The sequence below is a fragment of the Pseudomonas sp. NBRC 111132 genome (assembly GCF_001320565.1).
GTDB classification, from domain to species: Bacteria; Pseudomonadota; Gammaproteobacteria; order Pseudomonadales; family Pseudomonadaceae; genus Aquipseudomonas; species Aquipseudomonas putida_P.
Window position 1 is genome coordinate 55764 of the sequence record NZ_BCBI01000015.1, and the last position, 23589, is coordinate 79352.

17 protein-coding genes and 1 pseudogene are annotated in these 23589 nt (G+C 63.1%); 11 read left to right on the top strand and 7 right to left on the bottom strand.

Going from position 1 to position 23589, the window contains the following annotated elements; genetic code table 11:
* Positions 1 to 57: 57 nt before the first annotated feature.
* The 3 genes from APH35_RS09790 to APH35_RS09800 all read left to right on the top strand — a co-directional run bounded on the left by APH35_RS09790 (position 58) and on the right by APH35_RS09800 (position 4073).
* Positions 58 to 588 carry a sigma-70 family RNA polymerase sigma factor gene (locus APH35_RS09790; protein WP_012272936.1) on the top strand — a complete coding sequence of 177 codons (531 nt, stop codon included), beginning with the start codon at positions 58 to 60 and terminating at the stop codon, positions 586 to 588.
* The gene (locus APH35_RS09795; protein WP_256213749.1) at positions 585 to 1538 is read left to right on the top strand and encodes a FecR domain-containing protein; all 954 of its coding nucleotides are present in this window, start codon (positions 585 to 587) and stop codon (positions 1536 to 1538) included. Before APH35_RS09790 ends, APH35_RS09795 begins: the two co-directional genes overlap by 4 nt.
* An 84-nt stretch (positions 1539 to 1622) precedes the next feature.
* The gene (locus APH35_RS09800) at positions 1623 to 4073 is read left to right on the top strand and encodes a TonB-dependent siderophore receptor (protein WP_060514702.1); all 2451 of its coding nucleotides are present in this window, start codon (positions 1623 to 1625) and stop codon (positions 4071 to 4073) included.
* A gap of 35 nt (positions 4074 to 4108) precedes the next feature.
* Here the strand turns inward: APH35_RS09800 and APH35_RS09805 are convergent, their stop codons facing one another.
* Positions 4109 to 5128, bottom strand: a complete 1020-nt coding sequence (locus APH35_RS09805; RefSeq protein ID WP_060514721.1) for an LLM class oxidoreductase — start codon at positions 5126 to 5128, stop codon at positions 4109 to 4111.
* 150 nt (positions 5129 to 5278) lie between these two features.
* Between APH35_RS09805 and APH35_RS09810 the strand changes: the two genes are divergently transcribed.
* On the top strand, positions 5279 to 6169 hold the full coding sequence (locus APH35_RS09810; protein WP_060514703.1) for a LysR substrate-binding domain-containing protein: 891 nt from the start codon (positions 5279 to 5281) through the stop codon (positions 6167 to 6169).
* Positions 6170 to 6191: 22 nt separating this feature from the next.
* Here APH35_RS09810 and APH35_RS09815 read toward each other — a convergent pair whose 3' ends face one another.
* From APH35_RS09815 to APH35_RS09835, 5 genes are all read right to left on the bottom strand, one after another.
* Entirely contained in the window at positions 6192 to 8042 is a 1851-nt protein-coding gene (locus APH35_RS09815) for a DUF3857 domain-containing transglutaminase family protein (RefSeq protein ID WP_060514704.1), read from the bottom strand.
* 79 nt (positions 8043 to 8121) lie between these two features.
* Complete coding sequence (locus APH35_RS09820) at positions 8122 to 8607, bottom strand: isochorismatase family cysteine hydrolase (RefSeq protein WP_012272942.1); 486 nt, start codon at positions 8605 to 8607, stop codon at positions 8122 to 8124.
* 58 nt (positions 8608 to 8665) lie between these two features.
* Positions 8666 to 11152: a TonB-dependent siderophore receptor gene (locus APH35_RS09825; RefSeq protein WP_082425750.1), complete on the bottom strand. Its 2487-nt coding sequence runs from the start codon at positions 11150 to 11152 to the stop codon at positions 8666 to 8668.
* Positions 11153 to 11266: 114 nt separating this feature from the next.
* Positions 11267 to 12214 (bottom strand): FecR domain-containing protein, encoded by a 948-nt coding sequence (locus tag APH35_RS09830; protein WP_060514705.1) that lies wholly within the window; start codon positions 12212 to 12214, stop codon positions 11267 to 11269.
* Positions 12215 to 12217: 3 nt separating this feature from the next.
* Positions 12218 to 12727 (bottom strand): sigma-70 family RNA polymerase sigma factor, encoded by a 510-nt coding sequence (locus APH35_RS09835; protein WP_012272945.1) that lies wholly within the window; start codon positions 12725 to 12727, stop codon positions 12218 to 12220.
* Between the two features lie 171 nt (positions 12728 to 12898).
* Between APH35_RS09835 and APH35_RS09840 the strand changes: the two genes are divergently transcribed.
* From APH35_RS09840 to APH35_RS09850, 3 genes are all read left to right on the top strand, one after another.
* Positions 12899 to 13417, top strand: a complete 519-nt coding sequence (locus APH35_RS09840) for a sigma-70 family RNA polymerase sigma factor (protein ID WP_060492911.1) — start codon at positions 12899 to 12901, stop codon at positions 13415 to 13417.
* The gene (locus APH35_RS09845; protein ID WP_060514706.1) at positions 13414 to 14385 is read left to right on the top strand and encodes a FecR family protein; all 972 of its coding nucleotides are present in this window, start codon (positions 13414 to 13416) and stop codon (positions 14383 to 14385) included. Before APH35_RS09840 ends, APH35_RS09845 begins: the two co-directional genes overlap by 4 nt.
* Before the next feature lie 98 nt (positions 14386 to 14483).
* Positions 14484 to 16874 carry a TonB-dependent siderophore receptor gene (locus APH35_RS09850; protein ID WP_060514707.1) on the top strand — a complete coding sequence of 797 codons (2391 nt, stop codon included), beginning with the start codon at positions 14484 to 14486 and terminating at the stop codon, positions 16872 to 16874.
* Positions 16875 to 16946: 72 nt separating this feature from the next.
* Here APH35_RS09850 and APH35_RS09855 read toward each other — a convergent pair whose 3' ends face one another.
* Complete coding sequence (locus APH35_RS09855) at positions 16947 to 18005, bottom strand: sigma-54 interaction domain-containing protein (protein ID WP_012272949.1); 1059 nt, start codon at positions 18003 to 18005, stop codon at positions 16947 to 16949.
* Positions 18006 to 18299: 294 nt separating this feature from the next.
* Here APH35_RS09855 and APH35_RS09860 point away from each other — a divergent pair, with 294 nt between their 5' ends.
* From APH35_RS09860 to APH35_RS09875, 4 genes and pseudogenes are all read left to right on the top strand, one after another.
* Positions 18300 to 19373 (top strand): ABC transporter substrate-binding protein, encoded by a 1074-nt coding sequence (locus APH35_RS09860; protein ID WP_012272950.1) that lies wholly within the window; start codon positions 18300 to 18302, stop codon positions 19371 to 19373.
* An 11-nt stretch (positions 19374 to 19384) separates the two neighbouring features.
* On the top strand, positions 19385 to 20608 hold the full coding sequence (locus tag APH35_RS09865) for a lipase family protein (protein WP_060514708.1): 1224 nt from the start codon (positions 19385 to 19387) through the stop codon (positions 20606 to 20608).
* 12 nt (positions 20609 to 20620) lie between these two features.
* Positions 20621 to 21820 (top strand): annotated as a pseudogene (locus APH35_RS09870) (LLM class flavin-dependent oxidoreductase).
* Between the two features lie 4 nt (positions 21821 to 21824).
* Positions 21825 to 23378 (top strand): ABC transporter substrate-binding protein, encoded by a 1554-nt coding sequence (locus APH35_RS09875; RefSeq protein WP_060514709.1) that lies wholly within the window; start codon positions 21825 to 21827, stop codon positions 23376 to 23378.
* Positions 23379 to 23589: the final 211 nt, after the last annotated feature.

Sequence of the window (23589 nt, forward strand, 5' to 3'; positions counted from 1 at the left end):
AACACTCTGCCTAAAATGCGAACCATTAACATTTGCAAGCATTTTCAGGCGGCATGGATGAGTACCCCGGACGTAGCGTTCACTTCCCAAGTCAGCCAGCTATACCGGGCCCAGAGCAAATGGCTGCATAACTGGCTTAAACCGCGAGTCAACTGCAGCCACCTGGCCGCAGACCTCGTTCAGGATGTGTTCGTGCGCGTCATGTCTGCCGCCGACGCTGCGGTAAAACTCGAAGCCGTGCGCGAACCCAAAGGTTACCTGGCAACCATCGCACGCCGTCTGATGATCGACCACCTGCGCCGCGTGCACCTGGAACGGGCCTGGCTGCAGGTGCTCGCCGAGCAACCCGAAGCACTGGACATCTCCCCCGAGCAACGCCTGGCCCTGCTGCAAACCCTGTTCGAACTCGACGCCATGCTGGCCTCGCTCGGGCCCAAGGTGCGCGAGGCATTTCTGCTTTCGCAGATCGATGGCATGCCCTACAAGCAAATCGCCGCGCAGCTGGGCATTTCCGAAGTCAGTGTGCGCCGTTACGTTGCCAAAGCGGCCGAGCACTGCATGATCTACAGCCTTGGCCTAGGCCTGTGAGCGTGCACCTGGATGCCGAGCAGCGGGCTTCGTTGCGCCAGGCTGCGCACTGGTTCAGCCAGCTCAACAGCGGTGACGTGCAGGCCAGTGACTATTCAGCCTGGCAGCTGTGGCTGAATGCGACACCCGTCAATAGCTGGGCCTGGCAGCAGGCCGAGCGGCTGCAAACGCGCATGGCAGCAAGCGAAAACCCCGCTTCGGCACGCGTGCTGGCGCTGGCGGCACACGGCCGGCACGCCAGCCGGCGGCGGGTGGTCAAGGCCGGCTTGGTGCTTCTGGGCGGCGGTGCTCTGAGCCTGGGTGGCTACCGGGAGGTGAAGCAGTCTGCGTGGCTGGCAGACGTGCGTACCGGCGTAGGCGAACAGCGTTCGCTACTGCTGAACAATGGCACTGCGGTGGTCCTCAACACTGCCTCGGCAACGGATGTAGGTGACCTGCGCGAAGCGCCGTGGCTGCGCCTGCGCCAAGGTGAGTTGATGGTAACGGTGCCGGCACGCCAGACCTGTAAAGTCGTTACCCGTAACGGCACCATCGAGGCCGGCGAAAGCCGCTTTGCCGTGCGGCTGTTCGAAGACAGCAGCAGCCTTGAGGTGTTCGCCCAGCAGGCACAGGTGAAGCTGGCTTCGGGCCAAACCCTTCAGCTAGCGAGCGGCCAGCGTTGCCAGTTCAACGAACAGGGCTTCTCCTCGGTGGAAGCTGTCGCGCTGGCAGCTGATGCCTGGGGCCAGGGTTTGCTGATTGCCAACGATCAGCGCCTGGACACGTTCATCGCCAACCTTTCACGCTACCGCCCGGGCTGGCTGCGCTGCGCGCAGTCGGTGGCAGGCCTACGCATCAGCGGCACCTACAAGCTGAGTGATACCGACCAGATTCTGCGGGCACTGGCCACGTCCCTGCCGGTGCAGGTGCAAGCGCGCACACGCTACTGGGTAACGGTCACGGCGGTGTAAATAAACTCGCCCTACCTGATCACTTTGCTGCGGCTTATCCGACTCATAGGTAACCCGACACTTACCTACATGAGAAACGCAAACATGACCCGCCGCTTCAACCCCAGGCCTTTCACTGCGCCAGGCCTGCGCACCTGCCTGATGCTGGCTGCCCTGCTCGGTGGGCCCGGCGCCGCCTGTGCCAGCCAAGCCCATGATTACCACCTGCCGCAGGGTGACTTAGGCGAAACACTGACTCAGTTCGCTGCGCAGTCCGGCATCGTGCTGTCGTTCGACACGCACTTGACGCGCGGTAAACGTTCGCCGGCACTCGACGGGCGCTATGGCGTAGAGCAGGCCTTGCGAATGCTGCTGGGCGGTACCGGGTTGCAAGCCATACAGGAAAGTGACGGGCGCTATTCGCTGCTGTTGAACACCGGCGAGGGCGATGTGGTGGAGTTGGCACCCAGCCGCGTCGATGCCCTGGGGCTGGGTAACGTCACCGAGGGTACCGGTGCGTACACCACCGGTGGTTCTACCACTGCAACCAAGCTGCCACTGACCCTGCGTGAGACACCGCAGTCGGTCAGCGTGATCACTCGCCAGGTCATGGACGACCACGGCTCGCAAGACATCGGCGACGTGCTGCGCAACACGCCTGGGGTGTCAGTCCAGGCTTATGACAGCGAACGCATGGAGTACTCCGCACGCGGCTTTGCCATCACCAATTACCAGTACGATGGCATCAACACCATCTATGACGGGGTCTACGACGAGGGCGTAACCCATGTCGACATGGCCGCCTATGACCGTATCGAAGTCATCAAGGGCGCGACCGGCCTGATGACCGGCTCTGGCGACCCATCTGCCACGGTCAACCTGGTGCGCAAGAAGCCCACTCACGACTTCAAGGCGTCGATCACCGCCAGCGCCGGCTCCTGGGACAACTACCGCACCGAAGGTGACATTTCCGGTTCGCTCAACGACAGCGGTAGCGTGCGCGGCCGCCTGGTGGGTGCCTACCAGGACCGCAAGTCGTACCTGGACCACTACAAGCAGAAAAAGGACGTCTACTACGGCATTGTCGAAGCCGACCTGACACCCGACACGCTGCTGACATTCGGCATCGACAACCAGGCCACTACCCCGCGCGGGTCGTCCTGGACCGGCAACCCGACGTACTTCTCCGACGGCAGCCGCACCGACTTTTCGCGCGCACACAACCCGGCAGCCGACTGGAGCCGTCGCGACTTCCAGTCCACCACCTACTTCAGCTCGCTGGAGCAGGCCCTGGTCAATGACTGGAAGGTCAAATTCAGCCTCAACCACATGATCAGCGATCACGACACACGCCTGGCTTCTGCCAGCGGCGGCAACCCGGACCCGGTCACCGGCGAAGGGATGTTCCTGTATTGGGGGCGCTGGGAAGGCCACCGCGTGCAAAACACCGCAGACTTGAATGTATCCGGGCCGTTCACCCTGTTCGGCCGCGAGCATGACCTGGTGGCAGGCTTCATGACCTCGCATTCGCGGCAGACCGGTGATACCTACGACGGCAGCGCATTCGAGAGGGTGCCCGGTTCCATCTTCGACTGGAACGGCAAACTGCCCGAGCAGCACTTCCCGAAAAACGGCGACTACACCACCACGCAAAGCCAGAACGGCGCCTATGTGGCCACCCGCCTGCGGCCGACCGACAAGCTTTCGGTCATCCTTGGCACCCGCGTCAGCACCTTCAAGTACAACGATGATGAAGACTATTACCCAACGTCTTCGCTGAGCGACACCCACGCGAGCTACAAGGAACACGGTGTGGTCACCCCCTACGCGGGCGTGGTCTACGACCTGGACGACACCTACTCGGCCTATGCCAGCTACACCTCCATTTACCAGCCGCAAGTGTACAAGGACATCAACGGCGCGACCTTGGCACCGGTGGAAGGCGATGGTTATGAAGCAGGTTTCAAGGCCGCCTGGTTCGATGGCCGGCTGAACGGCACCCTGGCGTTCTTCCGCATCGAGCAAGATAACGTCGCCTCCAACGTCGGCACCAACCCGGTAACCAACGAAGGCATCTACAAAGCTATCGACGGTGCAACCACCAAAGGTGTCGAACTGGAACTGGCCGGCGAACTGGCGCCCGGCTGGAACATCACCGCCGGCTATACCTATGCCCGTACCCGCGATGCCGACGACCAGCGGATATTCGGCTTCCCGTTGGCAACCACCAAGCCTGAACACGTAGTGCGGCTGTTCAATACCTACCGCCTGCCTGGTGTACTCGATCCGGTGACCGTAGGCGGCGGGCTGAGGTGGCAAAGCGGCTTCTATGGCAACATCTACAGCCCGGTCGCCAATGACTACACCCGCATCAAGCAAGGCGGCTACACCCTGGTCGACTTGATGGCCCGCTACCAGTACAACGAGCACCTGAGTTTTACGGTCAACGCCAACAACGTGTTCGACAAGGTCTACCTGACCGGGCTGGGCAACTTCGATACGACCTACTATGGCGAACCACGCAACCTGATGGTCACCACCCGCTGGGATTTCTGACCGGTCTGCGACTCAGCGCCCAGCCCGCCGGGCATCTACCAGTCCTGACACATTGGCTGCGGCCCCGGCAGGCTGGGGAATAGCGGTAGCACCTCTTGCGCCAGCTCCTGGAGGATATCTGCCACAGGCCGTTGCGCCTTGTGAATGCCCAGCGCGGCATGGTTGACCCCTGCCGCCTGCCACTCGCCTAGCAAGTCGATCAGCCCCTGACGCCCGGTTTTCAACACGTAGCCGCCCTGCACGGGTGTGCGTGGAAAATGCGGGTCATCGACCAGGTCAATCCACTCGTTGGTCAAGTGCGGGCGGAAGCCGCCGCCAGGGATTGCGGCACGCCAGGCGCGGACCTTCTCGGCCAGGCGCGTGCGCCCCATGGCATCGTGGCTGGCGTCCGGGTAGCTCAGCCAGCCGTCGGCATACTCGCCCAGCCACTCCAGGCTTTGTTGCGAACGGCCGGTAACCACCAACGGAATACGCCCACTCAGCGGCCTGGGCAACAGCTGGGCATCGCGCACCAACCCCAGAGGCGAGTCGATCGACGTGTGCCCCGCCAGCAATCGGCGCACATAGTCCACCGCCAGGGCAAAACGCTCGCCGCGCGCTTCATGGGCCAGGCCATAAGCGGGGAACTCAACGGCGCGGTCACCCGAGGCAATACCCAGCACCAGCCGCCCGCCCGACAGGCAGTCCAGTGTCGCCGCTGCTTTTGCCAGGTCGATGGGGTGACGCAAGGTGAAAATGGCACTACCGGTGGCCAGTGCTACGCGTTGGGTCTGAGCGGCCAGGAAGGCCAGGTAGGCGAATGGGTCGAACACCTGCCCAGCATCACCGAACGATGGGTCGAACAATGGCACGTCGCGCACCCACACGGCAGCGAAGCCCAGCCGGTCAATGGCCCGCACCTGTTCAGCCTGGCCCAGCAATACATGCATGTCGCCCTGGTAGGCGCGCAATGGCAGGAACACGCCCAGCGTCAGCCGCTGGGGGGCGAACATACGGCAGTAACCGGGGTGGTTGGCAAACGCGCTGGCATCGGCGCCGCGAGTAACAGCCGACAACGTCGGATCGTAAACGGACATTCTATCAATCCCTCAGAAAAACTAATGTTTGGCAGTTGATCCGAGCGTTATCCTATTCACCACTGGTTGGAATAAGAAACGATATGTTCTGCCATATAACTTTAGATTTTCTAAACACAGGAGCAGCCCATGGGCGCCGTCTTGCCCTTGCTTGCCTTGCGCGCGTTCTCCGAAACAGCCCGTCTTGGCACCTTGAAAGCCGCCGCCGAGCATATGGGGGTGACGCCGGGCGCGATTAGCCAGCAGATACGCCTGCTCGAGGAGCGCCTGGGCGTCACGCTGCTGGTACGCACCCGACAGGGCGTGCAACTGACCGACGCCGGCACCACGCTGTATCCGGGCTTGTCACGCGGCTTCGGGCAGATCGAAAGCGCCTTGGCCGAACTGCAAACCGTGGCCCGCACGCCCACCCTGACCGTCAGCACCGTGCCTGCCTTCGCCGCGACCTGGCTGGTACCGCGCCTGGGCGATTTCAATGCCCGCCACCCGGACATCGAGGTGCGGGTAGAGGCGTCAGCGAAGCTGGTGGACTTGCAACGCGACCGCGTCGATGTGGCGCTGCGTCATGGCCTGGGGCATTACCCTGGGCTGCAGAGCATCGCCCTGATGGCACCTGTGCTGTTGCCGGTGGCAAGCCCTGCGCTGCTGGCCAGCGGGCCAGCGATCGAAGCCCCCGCGGACTGCCTGTATTATCCGTTGCTGCAAGATGGCGAACGTGCCGACTGGCCCTTGTGGCTGCAGGCGCATGGTTGCACCGTGGATGGCCGCTGCAGCCGCGGCCCGAGCTTCGATGAAGACCTGCTGCTGTTGCGTGCGGCGCTGGCTGGGCAAGGTATTGCGCTGGTGCAGGACCACCACGCGCAAGAAGACCTGCGCAGCGGCAGGCTGGTGGTAGCGGTGGACAGGCCATGGCCGGCGCGGTTCGCCTACTATGCCGTGGCCCACCAGCAAGCACTGAAACGCCCGCAGGTGCGGGCGTTCATAGACTGGGTCACAGACCAGGCACTGGGCAAATGGTAAGGGCGAATTGCACCTCTTCCATTTACCCCGCCTGCACGATGATCTGGCTCTGCAGGTCGCGAATCATCGCCTCCAGGGCCGGTTTCATGGCCGTGAAGTCTTCTGGCGTGCAAACCACATCCGGTCGGCTGAACTTGAAATGCCGCTCCACCACCACCGCATTGCCATCCTGGGTGTAACGCGCGCTGTAGTCGACATTGCCATCGTGCACCTTCACAGGCTTGGGGATCGCCAGCACGTTGACCTGGGCCGGGAACTCGAAGCGCGACGTTTCCACCGTGTCGTTGGAAATGCACACAAAGCTCTGGTTGCGGTCCTTTTCCAGGGTGAAGCTGTACACATTCTGCGAGATACCGCCCGCCAGGCTGGTCAGGGTCGCCACGCCCACCGGCCCTGGCAGGTTGACCAGGTTTTCCGTGCGCCCGTCGACGGTGCTGACAAAATCGCCATTGCCCACGGGCGGCGCGACCTTGAACGAACCACTGCCGCGCTGGCCGTAGGCGGCCAGCACTTTTTCCACCAGCATGTCGCGGTCTGCCGGTTTCATCAGTTGCAAGCCAAAGCGGCTCATCTCGCTGGCCCAGCCCTTCACCGTGGAAACGTTGGTGAAGTCGGCGGCACCATCGGCCTTGACCTTGAACAGCAAATCACTGGAAACCTGGTTCAGCTGCATGGCCGGGGTTTTGCCGAACTCGCCGGTGGCCGTCAGCAGCACGCGCTTGTTCAGCACGGTCAACGGCAGGTAACCCGCCGCGATCGACGGGTCGGTCGAGTCCAGGTACAAGTCCAGGCTCGGCACATAGGTGATCACATGGTTCAGTACACCCAAGGTCGGCACTTTGGGGAACACATAGGCGTTGCCCTGGTTCACCAGCGCCGGTGTGCTCCTGATACCTGCCGCGCTCAGCAGCGCCTCCAGCAGCGCAACATGGTCCTTGCAGTCGCCGTAGCGGTTGTCCAGCACGGTTTGCGCGGCATGCGGCACCACCCCGCCAGCACCGACATACACCGCCACATAGCGGATATTTTGGCGCACCCAATCACTGAGGGTCAGGGCCTTTTCCCGGGCTGTGGGCACACCGGCGGTCAGGCGCTTCGCCAGCTCGCTGATCTGAGGGGTGACCTCGACCGTGGCCCTGGTCTGATAGGCCTGGGCGAAGTCCTTGAACCCTAAGAACGTCGACACTGCCAGGTAGTGGCCGTAATCCAGGTACGACACCGCCCCCGTCTCGATCCGCGCCCGCGCCCCCGGTACATAGTCCCAGCGATACACTGTACGGCCATCACTCGTGGCAGGCGGCGACGCCTTGAAACCACGGGCATCGGCCTGCAGCGGCATGCCCTGGGGCATCTCGTAGGTCAGCGAAAACTGCCCGACCGGGTAGAACTGCGGCACGGTGATGTCTTCGAACTGCCCAGGGAACAATGGCGTAGAGCGGTTACGTTGATAACGCAGCACCAGCCGGTCACCCACCGCAACCTCGGGGAAGATGACCACCTTGTTGACCGAGTCCTGGAACATCGGTGCCTGGGCAGACGCCTGCTCTTGCTGCTCCTTGATGTGCGCGGCATCCACCTGCACTTTGCGCCCGTCGGGCTTTTGCGTATAAGCCTCGACCACTTCCAGCGTTTCCAGTGACCGGTTGTAGCTCAACGGGTGCTGGGCATTGGTCTTGATGGCGCGGTCTTCGTTGATCAGCATGACGCTGTCGACATCCAGACGGAAGCTGCCGTCTTTCTGTACCACGAACGTCTGCGCGATCTTCTCCAGGGTGACGGAACGGTCGGTGCCGTCGGTGAAGGCGTGGGCATGGCTACACCAGGCCAGGGTTACAGGCAGCAGAACAGCTGCCAGACGGAGCATTTTCAGCATGGAGATCCTTCTCGATCAGCGGTTTACAATCGACAATGATACGCATTGTCACCGCATGATGGCAAAGTGACTACATGCACTACCCTTGCATGGCCAGTTCGGCCAGTACTTCGGATGAGGTGGTGACCTGCCGAAAATGGTGCTTCCACAGGTCGATACCGAGCTTGCCCGAGCGGTCCAGCGAAGACCCTACCGTCATGTCTGTCACCAGCGTTGGCATCAACCCTGCGTCGAACAGGGCGAAGCCTGCGGCCAGCACACAGGTTTCGGTCTGCAACCCACACACCAGCACCCGTTCCACACCCAATTGCCGAATGTACTCAATCGCCTCGGCACGTTGCCCGTAGCCATGCTTGACGAATACCTGGTCGGCCTCGACCAGGCTTTCGTCCTCGGCGGCCGGGTGCCAGCCGAGCTGGCGCTCGAACGGCGTGACCTGTTCATCATGCAACTCGACCGAGGCAATGGTGGGGATGTTGGCCGACAAACGCCGCAGGCCATCGACCAGCCACTCGGGTGGGCTGAAGGTGGATTGGACATCGACGATGAGCAAAACCTGGCGCATAGCGTACTCCGGCCATAGGCAAATGGCGCGGAGTATAACGCGTGGCGCCGGGGCTTGATCACCAGTCGTAGGTCATCTCTACCGAAGCTACCCGCTCCTGCCCGTAGTAGCAGCCAAATGCGTAGTTGCAGTCCGATACGTACTCGCGGTCGAAGATGTTCTGCACATTCACGCTGGCCTGCAGGCCACGCAGGCTTGGGTCGAGTTTGCCCAGGTCGTAGCTGACGGTAGCGTCATACACGGCATAAGCCGGCACATCGAAGGTATTGGCCGAGTTGCCCGGCTTGCGGCCGGTGTAACGGGCACCGGCGCCAAAGGTCAGGCCATTGAGCATGGCCTGGGTGAAGTGATAGTCCACCCACAGCGAGGCAGACACCGGGGCCTGCGACTCGTTGCGGTTGCCCTGGTCGCCATAGGTACTCTTGGTATAGAACGAGTCGATGTAGGTGGCAGCGGCCAGGACATCAACGTTCTCGATGCTGGATTTGAGCTCCAGCTCCACCCCACGCGAACGCACCTCGCCATTTTGCGACTCGTACTGCGGGTACTCGGTATCGCCGGTCAGCACGTTTTTCTGCTTCACCTGAAACACCGAGGCCGTGAACAAGGTGCCCTCGAACGGCTGATACTTCAGCCCCACTTCGTATTGCTCGCCCTCAGTGGGCTCGAACGCCTTGCCGCCACGCTCTGGGGCCGCCGTGCCCAAGGTTGGCAAGAACGACTGGGAATAGCTGACATAGGGTGCCAGGCCAAACTCGGTGACATAGGTGAGGCCGATGCGCCCGGTGAACTTGCTGTCACGCTGGGAAGCAATGCTGTGCGCCAACAAGTCTTTGTTGTCGATTTCGGCCCAGTCCTGGCGCCCGCCTACGGTCAGGATCCAGTTGTCCAGCTTGATCTGGTCCTGCAGGTAAACCCCGGTCTGGCGCACGGTATTGTCCCAACGGGTATCCAGTACCGGGGTGATGCTGCTGGTGTCGAAGTTGTTCTTGCCATAGAGATCGACGGGCAGCACGTTGTAGGCGTTATAGCCATCGTACTTGCGCGTGAAGTGACGGTAGTCCACGCCTGCCAGCGCGGTGTGCTGCAAGGCGCCTGTATTGAACTTGTATTCCAGGTTGTTATCGACGGTGTACGAAATATTGTGCTGGCGCCAGTCGAGCTTCACCCGGTTGGCGCGGGTGTAGTCCACCCCATCGCCCTCTGTCACGAAACTGCGCAGGTAAAAGCCTTTGTAGCGGTCACGGACATCGGTGTAGCGCGCGGTAGAGCGAAATGCCAGCTCGTCACTGAAGCGGTGGTTGAAGTCGTAGCCGAAAATGTACTGGTTGCGTTTGTAATCGTTGTAATGCGAGTCGCCCGAGAAGAAGTCCCGGTCGATATGCTGGCCTGTCGGGCCACGCTTGAGCGAACCGATCATCGGCAGCGTCTGGTAGTCGGGCAAGCCATCGTCACGCTGAACCTGAGCGAGCAACGTCAGCGAGGTGTCTTCATTCGGCGCCCAGGTCAGGCTGGGTGCCAGTAGCAAGCGCTCGCTGTGGGCATGGGCGACCAATTCGTTGCCTTTGTCGGCAACGCCGACCAGGCGATAGGTGAAGACCTTCTGCTCGTCCAGCGGGCCGCTGGTATCGAAGGCACCGTTGACCCGGTTGTAGCTACCGGCGCCCAGCTTTACCTGGCTACGTTGCTCGCGGGTCGGGCGCTTGGAGACCATGTTGATCAGCCCGCCCGGCTGGTTTTGCCCGTACAGCACCGACGATGGGCCTTTGAGCACCTCGATACGCTCCAGCGTGTAGGGGTCGATCTGGGGGGCACCGCCCAGGCTGCCGGCGTACGGCAAGTAGGCGCCGTCCAGATACAACGGGGTCGGGGCAAAGCCACGGCTGGTGATTTCGTCGGCAATGCTGTTGCGGTCGGTGAAGCCGCCGGTGGCCAGGCCCGGGGTATAGCGCAGCGCCTGGGTCAGGTTGCGCGCCCCTTGCGCCTGCACCTGGTCGGCGGTGATCACGTTGATGGCCTGGGGGATTTCCAGAATCGGCGTGTCGGTCTTGGTGCCGGTCGCGCTGCGGCTGGCGACGTAGCCGCTTACCGGCCCATAGGCGGACTCAACGGCCGTGCCGGTAACGCTGGTGGTATCGAGCTGCAAGGTGGAATCATCACCCACCATGGGCAGCAGCGAGTAGCTGCCACTGCCCTGCTTCAGCACCTGCAACCGGCTGCCGGCCAGCACCTGGCGCAGGCCGGCGTCGGCGCTGTAGCGGCCATGCAGGCCGGGCGACTGCAGCCCCTGTACCGATGACGGCTCGAACGACACCGTCACACCGGCCGCCGAGGCAAATTGCGTCAGTGCCGTGCCAAGTGCGCCAGCGGGTATGTCGAAGAGCGCTTCAGCCTGGGTTTGGGCAACGGCAGGTTGGGCGATCATCGCCGCTGCCAGCGGTGTCGCCAACGCCACGCTGAACAGCGCGCGATGCACGGCCCGCGCCAGGCTGGCTTGGGTCGAGTTGATCGGGAGAGTACGGTTGCAATCGTTGACAGCGAGCATGCGGTTTCCTTTCGCCCTGCGGCAGTTTTTTCAGTGCGCTTGGTGCGCGTCTACCTACAAGTCGAACGAGAACGAAAATCGATAACCCTGCTGACAAAAAAACAAGGACAGGCTTCAGGCCGCCTCGACACGCGTCCAGTAGCGGCTGAAGCGACGAATACGCACAGGTAACGTGGTGGTGAGGTTTTCCAGGACACTGTCGATATCGCTCAAATGAAACGCCCCGGACAACCGCAAATCATTGACGGCCGCATCACAGCCCAGGTACCCAGGGCGATACCGCTGCAGCTCGCTGACAACATCGGCAAGGCGCCAGTCATCCACGACCAACATTTCACGGGCCCAGGCGTCTGCCATGGCCGCAGCCGGTGTCAGGGCACCGATCTCTTCCAGGCGAAATGCCAATTGCTGGCCTGCGCCTACCCGCACCACCGCCGCGCCACGTGCGCTGCGAACTTCCACGGCATGTTCCAGCACGCAAACCCGGCTGGTCTCGCTGTCGCAGCGCACCGTAAAGCGTGTTCCTAGCGCGCGGACACTGCCCTGCCTGGTGTGCACGATGAACGGGCGAGACAATGCATCCGGCACGGTTTGCACCAGGATTTCACCCTTGAGCAATTCAAGTGCGCGAATGTCGGCGGTATAGCGAACGTTGACAGCCGTGTCGGTGTTCAACTGCAGTTGGCTGCCGTCGTCCAGTTGCAATGAACGGCGCTTGCCAACGCCAGTGCTCAAGTCAGCCATCAAGCTGGCAACGCCACCTTCGCGCAATGCCAGCCCACCTGCCGCGCCCGCCATCAGCAGCACCGACAGTACTTTGAGCACCTCACGCCGTTTGGCCCTGGCACTGTTCAACATGGGCCGCGCGATACCCGGCGCAACCTGCTGCAGCGTGCCCTGCAAACGCCCCAGGCGCTCCCAGGCCTGCTGGTGCCGCGGGTCACTCAGCAGCCAGCGCCGATGTGCCGCTCGCGTGGCCTCGTCAGCCTCGCAGCGCAGCTCGACGTACCAGCGTGCGGCAGCCTCCAGCGTGTTGCGATCCAAGGGGTCTGCACCTGTCACCGGTCACGCCTCAGCCAGCAGCAGGCAATGGGTCAGCGCCCGCACTGCATGCTTTTTGACGGTGGTAAGCGACACATTCAGGCGCCTTGCGATTTCCACATAGCTCAAGCCATCGAGCTGGGCCATCAGGAAGATTTCGCGAGTGCGTGTGCCCAGGCCGTCGAGCAGGCGATCGATCTCCATCAAGGTCTCGATGATCAGCAGGCGCGCCTCGGGCGAAACCTCTACCAGCTCGGGCCGTGTCGCCAGGGTTTCCAGGTAAGCCTGCTCCAGTGCCCGTCGCCGGAACATGTCAATCATCAGGCTGCGGGCCACGCTGCTCAAATAGGCCCGTGGCTGTCGCAGCTCAGCGGCCTTGCGCAGGGTCAGCACCCGGATGAAAGTGTCCTGGGCCAGGTCGGCGGCATGCTCCACACAACCGAGCTTGCCGCGCAGCCACCCGCACAGCCAGGAATGATGGTCCTCGTAAAGTGTGTGCACGGCTTTTTGCAGGGAAGGGTCAGCGCAGGGCATGGGTTGAACCGATCAGAACGTCTTTAATAATGACTCTCATTTAACCCGAGTCTTGCAGGGCTTAGCAATCGTATCTCGCCATCAGATAGTGTTGCCGTGTTCATCAGCCCTGGCCTACCATTGCGAAAAATTCTCATATGAGACCTTGTCGCATAGCGTAAGGATGCCCCGATGTCGCGTCTCGACCCCGCTTACAGCCAGCAGATTCACACCTATTACACCAACCACCACGGCTGGATTCGCGGTTGGCTGCACAAGCGCCTGGGCAATGCCAGTGATGCCGCCGACCTGGCCCATGACGTGTTCGTGCGCCTGCTGAGCAAGCCGCAGCAATTCCAGACCGAGCAGCACGCGCGCGCCTACCTGAGCACCGTCACCCGCCATCTGTGCATCGATTTCTGGCGCCGTCAGCACCTGCAGCAGGCTTGGCTGGAGGCCTTGGCCGCCCTGCCCGAACCCTTGGCACCCAGCGAGGAAGAGCGTGCACTGGTGTTCGAGGCACTCGAGCAGGTGCAGCGAATGCTCGCGCGATTGCCGGACAAGGTCTGCCAGGCCTTTCTGCTGGCCCACGTACAGGGCCTGGGCTACCGGGAAATCGCCAGGCAGCTGCAGGTTTCCGAACGCAGCGTGACCAAGTACATGGCCCAGGCGATGTACCAGTGCCTGCTGCTGGAACTGGACCTGCCATGAACGCCAGCGAGCGCCCGGACCACGCCACCTTGCAGGCAGCCGCCAACTGGTATGCGCAGTTGCTTGCAGCCCCGCAAGACCTGCAATTGCAGTTGCGCTGGCAGAAATGGCTCGGGACTGCACACGCCAACCAGGTGGCATGGGACCATGTGCAACGCATCAGTCAGCGTTTCTCACCGCTGAAACTACAGGCCGACGCCTCACTGCAGGCACTGGGCAGCGTGCGCCGCACCGACCTCGACCGCCGTCGCGCAGTTGGACTGCTCGGTTTGCTGTGCGGCGGCAGCCTGCTGGCCTTGGCCGGCTGGCGCCTACCTGCCGCCAGGCGACAGCTGCAGGCACTCAGCGCCGACCAGCGCACCGGCACCGGCGAAGTGCGCAGCCTGCGCCTGCCGGACGGCGGCCAACTGTGGCTGAACAGTGCCACCGCATTGAACATCGACTACCGCGCCAACCTGCGCCGCCTGGAGCTGCTGGCCGGTGAAGTACTGGTAGAAACCGCCCATGACAGCCGGCCATTCGTGATCGACACCCGTTACGGCCGCCTGCAAGCGTTGGGCACCCGCTTCAGCGTCTGGCAACGCGACCAGGCCGCACGCCTGAGCGTGTTCGACGGTGCCGTGCGCCTTCACCCCGCAGATGGCGCAGGCAGCCTGGTGGTTGCGGCAGGATGGCAAGCGGATTTCGACCGCCATGGCGCACAACCGCCCCGTGCGGTGGACGAGTCGCGCCAGGCCTGGCGCGATGGCCGTCTGTTGGCCAACGACATCAGCCTTGGCGAGTTCAGCGAACAACTGCGTGCCTACCTGCCCGGTCATCTCGGTGTTGCTCCACAAGTGCAGGCGCTGCGGGTGATGGGCAACTTCCCAGCCAATGACCCGGAACGCACCCTGGCCATGCTCGAAAGCGCCCTGCCGATCAAGGTGCGCAAGACCTTGCCTTGGTGGTACAGCATCGAGCCACGCTGAACCCACCGTTTTTTTGCGCAGGGGTGTTCCGGTTTTACCCGGCTCGTTCGGATTAGCAGATGAACACCCAGCTTCATCTGCCCCCACAAGGAACACCCATGCCCCTGCTCCCGTTTACCTTGCGCCCTCTGCTGCTGGCTCTGCCGTTGCTGATCGCCACCCCGGTGATGGCCGACGACAGCCCGCGCCGCTACGACCTGCCATCCGGCCCGCTGGCCCAGCAGCTCAACCGCCTGGCCAGTGCGGCCGGTATCTACATTGTCGGCGATGGCGTGCTCAGCCAAGGCAAGGCCAGCGCACCGCTGCAAGGCGAATTCACCCCCGAACAGGCCCTGGAACGCATGTTGCTGGGCAGTGGCCTGATCGCCGTGCCCAGCGGCGAACGCCAGTATCGGCTGCAACCTGCGGCACAAGGTGCGGGCCTGCAACTGGCGCCCACCAGCGTCGATGCCTATCGCGACAGCGCCTACGGTGCCGTGAACGGCTACCTGGCCACCCGCGCCAGCAGCGCCAGCAAGACCGACAGCGCGCTGCTGGAAACCCCCGCCTCGGTGTCGGTGGTGACCCGTGACCGGATCAAGGCCCAAGGTGCACAGACCGTTACCGAAGCCTTGAGCTACACCGCTGGCGTGCACGCCAACGTCGCTGGCAACAACCCCACCGACAACACCTTGATGGTGCGTGGTTTCCAACAGATCAACAGCAATGCCTACACCGACGGCCTGCGCAACAACAACATTGGCTATTACGCGCCGGAGCCGTTTGGCCTGGAGCGCATCGAGGTACTCAAAGGGCCGGCGTCGGTTATCTACGGCCAGGGCGAGCCTGGCGGCATGATCAACCTGGTCTCGAAAAAACCATTGTTTGCCGCCCACCGTGAAGTCGGTCTGTCGCTCGGCAATCACGACCGCCAGCAACTGAGCCTGGATGTCGGCGACCTGCTCGACAGCCAGGGCACCCTGGCCTACCGCCTGGTGATGCTCGGCCGTGATGCCGACAACGAAATCGACGGTATCAAGGACGACCGCCAGTACGTCGCGCCCAGCCTGACCTGGGCACCGAATGAAGACACCAGCCTGACCCTGCTGGCGTCGTACCAGAAAAACACCAACCTGTTCACCTCGAACATGGCCTACTCCCTGTTCGACGGCTCCAACCCCAACGGCCGCGTACCCCGCCACCGCTCGCTGAACGAGCCGGGCTTCGACCGCGAGCAGTCAGAGATGAACAACCTGGGCTATGAGCTGAGCCATCGCATCAACGACACCTTCAGCTTCCGCCAGAACTTGCGCTACAGCCACATGCACGGCTATCAGGATCAACTGTTTCGCAACAGCGGTGTGATCAATGGCAACACCCTGGCCCGCTATTACGAGCTGCGCGATTACAACAGCGACAACTACACCCTGGACAACCAGCTGCTGGCCAATTTCAACACCGGCCCATTGCGCCATGACCTGTTGCTGGGTGCCGACTACCTGCGCGGCCACCGCAGCCAGGACGTGCAGCACGGCGACGCGCCATCGATCAACATCTACAACCCGGTGCGCGGTGTAACGATCGACACTTCCCGCTACACCTCACTGTTGTCCACCGCCCGCGACGACCGCCAGGTCGGGCTGTACCTGCAGGACCAATTGCACCTCGACAACTGGGTCGCCACCCTTGGCATGCGTCACGACTGGGCGCGCCAGGACAGCACCAATCGCATCAATGGCAGCCACCAGGTGATCACCGACGAGGCCACCACTGCCCGCGCGTCGTTCGGCTACAGCTTCGACATGGGCCTGTTCCCCTACGTGAGCTACAGCGAGTCGTTCAAACTGGCCAGTGGCAACAGTTTCGATGGTTCCCCGTTCGAACCGGAAACAGCCAAGCAATACGAAGTGGGCATCAAGTACCAACCGCCAGGCAGCGAAAACTACATCACCGTGGCAGCCTTCGACCTACGCCGGCAGAACGTGGCCACGACCGATGTCGAGCACCCGGGCTTCAGCGTGCAGCAGGGTGAAGTGACCTCGCGCGGGGTGGAGCTGGAAGGCGTAGCCAAACCGCTGCCGGGGCTGAACCTGATCACCGCGTATACCTACAACGATGTCGAGGTAACCAAGGACAACCCGAACGCGCTGGGCGTCAGCAACAAGGGAAATGCGCCGGTGCGGGTCCCACGTCATCTGGCCTCGCTGTGGGTCGACTACACCCTGCAGGGCGGGCCATTGGCCGGGCTTGGCGGCGGCCTTGGCGTGCGCTACACCGGCGCCACCTCTGGCGATGCGCAGAACACTTTCGAAGTGCCTGGCTACACCTTGGTCGATGCCATGCTGTCTTACGACTTCGGCAAGGCCAACAACGGCCTGCAGGGCTTGTCGGCGCAGCTCAATGTGAAAAACCTGACCGACAAGTACTACGTGGCCGGCTGCTTCGCCACCGTAGCCTGCCTGTTGGGAACGGGGCGCACCGTAACCGCCGACCTGACCTATCGCTGGTAGCTGGGTACGCCGCCGAAATTGCGGGAGCGGGCTTGCCCGCGATAAGTGCGCGGCAGCCCCAACACAGGCACCTCATGCCTTCGACAGTTCGCCAATCTTTTCCAGCCGCGCCCGCACAATGTTACGGCTGATGTTCAGCAAGCGCCCCGTCTGCAACTGGTTGCCGTGGCAGTATCGATACGCCGCCCTGAACACTGTCTCCTCGATATGCTCATACAGGTTCGGCACATTCTGCTCGAACAACGCCAGCAACGCACTTTCCAGGTCAGGTGGTGCCGCGCTGGCTGTCGGCAAGTAGGCATGTGCAACCGGCGCCGCTACCTGTGGCCGCATATCGACCAGGTGCAGGTCCGCCGGTGCCACCACCTGATACCGGCACACCAGCAACGCATGGTGAATGGCGTTTTCCAGCTCGCGGATGTTGCCCGGCCAGCTATGCGCCAGCAATTTGCGTTCGGCATCCGGGCTCAACGAGGCACGCTCATACCCCAGGCGTCGGCAATGCTCCTCGATGAAGAATTCCGCGAGCGGCAGGATGTCCCCCGGTCGCTCTCGCAGCGGCGGCAAGCGAATCGTGGCGACATGCAGGCGGTAGAACAGGTCTTCACGAAAATGCCCCGCCACCACTGCATCAGCCAGGTTCACGTTGGTCGCTGCCACCAGCCGCACGTTGATCGGGATCGGCGTGCGTGAGCCCAGGCGCACCACTTCACGCTCCTGCAGCACCCGCAACAACTTCACCTGCATGTTCAGCGGCAAGTCGCCAATTTCATCGAGGAACAGCGTGCCGCCGTTGGCTGCTTCGAACCAGCCGGCCTTGTTGCTGGTGGCGCCGGTGAACGCGCCTTTTTCGTGGCCGAACAGCTCGCTTTCCACCAGGGTTTCGGCAAAGGCACCGCAGTTAACCGCCACGAATGGCTCACGCCCGCGGCGGCTTAGGTGGTGGATGTGACGGGCGACCAGCTCTTTGCCGGTGCCGGTTTCGCCGATGATCAGGGTGTTGGCCTCGCTGGGCGCCAGGCGCTCGATGCGGCTGAGCAGCTCCTGGGAGCGCGGGTCCTTGAACACGAGCACGGTGGCACGTACCGACTTGGTCAGCTCGCGGGCATTGGGGTGGGTGATCAGCGACATAGGGGCATTCCTGGCAGTAGACGCGCAGGCCAATAGTGCATGAAACAAATTAGATCAAAAAATTATTAATTAATATTTATATATTCGAATTAGAAATATTCGATTTTTCAGCAGCCCATTGCTGCCACAGCAGCAACCCGCCAGCACTCGCCTGCCCGCCGGCCAGCAGGCCCGGCCCGCCGCACGCAGCCTAACCCTGGCTGAAAGCCCCACCACGCATGGTCTGCAGCCAATTTTCGAAGGGCTGGCATGCATTTCGCTCCTGGCCTGTAGAACCTTTGCCTGGAGCTGCACATGAACAATCCCTGGCGTCATGCCCTTGCTCTGTTGGGCGGCCTGTTCCTCAGCCTGGCTGCGCTGGCAGCCGAGCCACCGGCGGCGGTGCGCATTGCCATCGTCGCCTTCACCCAGGGCGGGGCGCCGGTGTTCGGCGGCATCCCCGGCCGGGTGATCGAGGAAGGCTGGCTGGAACAGCAACTGGCCGCCCGCGGCGTGAAACTGCAATGGACCGCCCTGCCCCATGCCGGCGCCGGGCCACAGATCAACGAAGGCTTCAGCAACGACAGCCTGGACTTTGCCGTGCGTGGCGACCTGCCTTCGGTCATCGCCGGGTCTGGCCAGGTGCCGGGCAAGCTGGTGGTGCCGGGCGGTAGCGGCAACAACATCTACCTGGTGGTGCCGAGCAATTCCACTGTGCGCAGCATCCAGGACCTCAAGGGCAAACGCCTGGCCCTGCACCGTGGTCGCCCGTGGGAGTTCGCCTTCAGCAACTTCCTCGAAAGCCAAGGCCTGAAACTGAGTGATTTCAAGATCGCCAACCTCAACCCGCAAGTGGGCGCCGCTGCGGTTTCCGCCGGCAAGGTCGATGCCGCCGTGTTGCTCAACGAAGCCTATGCCCTGGAAGACAAAGGCGTGGCGCGCATTCTCTGGTCGACCAAGCAAGGCGCCAATGATTGGCGGCTGGTCTCGGACCTGTGGGGCACCGACCGCTTCGTGCAGCAACACGCCGACCTGACGCAACTGGTGGCCACCGCCTGGGTGCGCGCGGCCTGGTGGATTTCCCAGGAACAGAACCGCGACGCCTACTACGCGCTGTCATCGCGCGCGGGGGTCAGTGAAAGCGTGCTACGCCGTGACGACCAGGACGACCCCGTGGCCTGGCAAGCGCGCTGGGCGCCAAAAAGCGATGCGCAGCTTAAAACCCATTACGACGCCCTGGGCCAGTACGCACTGGCCAACCGGCTGATTCGCACGCCCTACGACATTACCAGCGACCTGGCCACGGGCTTTACCCGCCAGGCCTTGATCGACTTGCAACTGACCCATTACTGGCCGTCCCTCGACGCCCAGATCAGCCAACAACCTTGAGAGCCTTTCCCATGAAACTGCCTGCTTCGCTCGTCTTCGGCCTCAGCGCCCTGGCCCTGTCCATCGGCGCCATGGCCGCCGAAACCTACGCGCCAAAACCTGACCCGCAACAGGGCGATGGCCGCGTGTCGGCCTTCTACACCTGGACCAAGGCCATCCCCGCCACGCCCGGCAAACTGCTGCGCAGCGAACCGCTCGAGCAGGCGCTGAGCCTGCCCAATGCGGCCAACGCACAACGCATCCTGTACACCTCGCTGGACGGTATCGACGGCAAGACGCCAATCGTGGTTTCTGGTGCGCTGTTCATCCCCAAAGGCAAGGCACCCGCGGGCGGTTGGCCGGTCGCCAGCTGGGGCCATGGCACCGTTGGCGTGGCGGATATCTGCGCGCCGTCCTGGGCCGGGCGCAGCTACCGCGACGTGCAATACCTCAACCGCTGGCTGGATGAAGGCTATGCCATCGTCGCCACCGACTACCAGGGCCTGGGTGTACCGGGCGGCCACCCATTGCTGAACAACCGCATGGCCGCTTACGGCATTCTCGATGCGGCCAAGGCCGTGGTCGCCGGCGTACCGGGGCTGGCCGACAAGGTGTTGATCATTGGCCAGTCGCAAGGGGGGGCCGGGGCCTTTGCCGCCGGGGCCTATGCGGCAACCTATGCGCCCAAGCTGGGCGTCAAGGGCAGTATCGGCACAGGGGTGATCTACACCGTGGGTTCGAAAAATGTCGGCGAACAGGACCAGAACAAGGTCGACCCGGCCCTGGCCTACGGCTTCTACACGCTGCTTGCCGCGCAGCAGTATGACCCGAGCATCGACCCGCGCGACTTCTACACCGACAAGGCCCTGCCACTGTTCGAGCAGGCGCGCACCAGTTGCCTGTCAGCACTGGTCAGCGACGTGGTCGGCACCGGCCTGACCCCGGCCAATGCCAAGAAGGACTACCAGGGCGACAAGCTCAAGCCCTGGCTGGCGCAGGTGTCGTACCCGACCTTGAAGCTGGCCCAGCCGATCTTCATCGGCACCGGCGCCGAGGACAAGACCCCCGCCGCCGCCACCCAGGTAGCGCTGATGCAGGACGCCTGCAAGGCAGGCTCGGTGGTGCAGGGCCACCTGTACAAAGGCCTGGGCCACAGTGAAACGGTGAATGCCTCGTTGAAGGACTCCATCCCCTTCGCCCGCCAGGTCATCAGCGGCCAACCGGTCACCCCTAATTGCAGCCCAAGCGTCCAGTAAGGAGGCCAGCCCATGAGCATCGAATTCTTCACCCGCCTGCCCCTGCATGGCGAAACCCAGTTCCTTCCCGGCGACCCGCGCAACCGCGGCGACTGGCATGCGGGCGGGCCCAGCACCGGTGCGGTGTCGGGGTTTGCCGTGGGTGATCACTTCACCTACATCGACTACCTCGGCCAAATCGCCCGCGCCGCTGAAATAAACGGTTTTGGCGGCGCGCTGATGGTCAATGCCCCCACCGGCGAAGAGCCGTGGACGGTGTGCTCGCTGCTGGCCCGTGAAACCCGCACGCTGAAATTCGTCACCGCCTTCCAGCCCTATCACTACACCCCATGGGTGGCCGTGCAGCAGGCCGCGACCTACCAACGCGCCACTGGCAATCGCCTGGTTTGGAACATCATCAATGGCGGTTCGGATGCCATCCAGCGCCAGGTCGGTGACTTCGAAGACCATGACCAGCGCTACGCCCGCGCCACCGAGTTCATGGACATGGTGCGCGGCTATTGGCACAACGAGCAGTTCCACTACCAAGGCACCTACTACCGCGCCGAGGGCGGTGGCCTGCGCGGCCCGCTGAAAAAAGCCGAGCTGCCGCTGATCTGCACGGCAGGTTCGTCGGTGGCAGCGCGCGAATTCGCGGCCAAGCACGCCGACTTCTACCTGATGCGCGCCGAGCACCCGGACGAGATTGCCGCGCTGATCGCCGATATCCGCGCCCGCGCGCTGTAGTGGGGCCGCACCGATATTCGCTTTGGCCTGTCCATCGACGTGATCGCTCGCGATACCGAAGAGGCGGCACTGACCGAGGCCAAGCGCTTCTTCGACGAAGGCGTGGCCAAGGGCACGGTCAAGGCTCGCGCTGCCCATGCGGGCCTGCGCACGGCACGCAAACTGAGCTATGAGCACGACTACAACGACAAGGACGAGCAACAGGCCTTCGACGACTTCTTCATCCACCCCAATGTGTGGACCGGCTTCGGCTACATCGGCATCCCGCCCGGCTGCGCGCTGGTAGGCAGCTACGCCAACGTAGTGGCGCGCATCCGCGAGTACCACGGCATAGGCATCGATCTGTTCTTCCTGGCCGGCTACCCGCACCTGGAAGAAGCCTACCGCATCGGCGAGCACATCCTGCCGCACTTTCGTGACCAGCGCGCAGCCCTTGCCCGCCCTGTAGCCGAACCCGTGCAACTGCACGCCAGCAACGGAGCCTGACGCCATGGCCAGGGACGGTTACCCACTGAGCCGGCGCAGTTTCCTTGGCCACGCCGGCGTGCTGGCCGGCGGGTTGCTGGCCGGCTGCGGCCCCGCCGACGGCCCAACCCATGCCGTGGCCGACCAGCCACGCCATGGCGGGCGCCTGCGCCTGGGCATCATCGACGGCAACCAGAGCGGCAACCTCGACGCCCACAAGCCCATCGGCAGCGGCATCGTGCGTGGCTTTGCCCTGTACAGCAAGCTGTGGGAATGGGACGAGCAGATGCAGCCGCGCCTGGCCCTGGCCGAGTTCGCCGAGCCCAATGCCGATGCCAGCAGCTGGACCTTGCGCCTGAAGCCGGGGCTGGAGTTCCACCACGGCAAGACCATCGACGCCGACGACCTGATCTTCTCCATCCGCCGCCTCACCGACCCGCAGCTGGCCTCGCCCTACGCGGCGCTGCTGCACTGGGTGGACCGCGACAACCTGGTCAAGCTGGACGACCGTACCGTGCGCCTGGGCTTTCGCGAAGGGCGCAGCTACCTGCCGCTGCCGGAGACCTGGGTCAACTTCGGCGGCATCGTGCCGGTGGACTACCACCCAGTCACCAACCCGGTCGGCGCCGGGCCTTACAAACTGAAAAGCTTCACCCCAGGTCAGCGCTCACTGTTCACCCGCTTCGACAACTACTACAAACCCGGCAAGCCTTATGCCGATGAACTGGAGATCATCGACTTCAAGGACCAGACCGGCCGCCTGGCGGCATTGCGGGCCGGGCAGATCGACATGGCCAACGTCATGTCCACCGAACACCTGCAGGTGCTGCAAGCCGACCCACGGCTGCGCCTGCTGAAGTCGGTGAGCGGCAACTGGCTGTCGTTCGACATGAACACCGCCAAGGCGCCGTTCGACGACCCGCGCGTGCGCGAGGCATTCCGCCTGCTGGCCGACCGTGACGAGCTGGTGCGCCGTGCGCTCAATGGCCAAGGCCGGGTGGCCAACGACCTGTATGCACCGTTCGACCCCACCTTCGACCACAGCATCGGCCCACGCCCTCATGACCCGCAGCGCGCAGCCCAGTTGCTGCGCGAAGCCGGCCATGAACAGTTGCAGGTGGAGTTGGTGACCACGCCAGGGCCGGGGCTGGCTTCGGCCCTGGTGCTGGCCGAGCAGGCCCGGCGTATCGGTGTGACCCTCAATGTGCGCCAGGTCGACCTGGCCACCTTCCAAGGGCCGCAGCGCGATGACTGGACCTTGAGTACCGGTGGCAGCATCGGTGCGCCGTTCCTGGCCAGCGCGATTCACACCGATGCGCCATTCGCCGTGGCCAACAAGACCCACTTCAACGACCCCGAATTCAGTCAGGCCTTTCTCGCCGCCATGGCCCAGCCAGACCTGGAGAAGCGCAAGAACCTGGTGCACCAGGCGCAACGCATTCAATACGAACGCGGCGGCATGTTGATCTGGGGCTTTGCCGACCTGCTCGACAGTGTCAGCACCCGCGTGGGTGGCGCGCAGGCAGAGCAGTCGCTGTTCAGTACCTGGCGGTTCGAGAGCCTGTGGCTGAAAACCTGACCCTGTTACTACGCGGTCTGCCTTTTGTAGGAGCGGCCTTGTGTCGCGATAGGGCCGCAAGGCGGCCCCAGGATTTCAGCGTCGATACATAGATTGCCGGGGCCGCTTTGCGGCCCTATCGCGACACAAGGCCGCTCCTACAGGGACCGCGTGTACCCAATACCAACCGCAGGCGCGGCTGCGCCCTCGTTTCTCCCACATTCCTACTCTT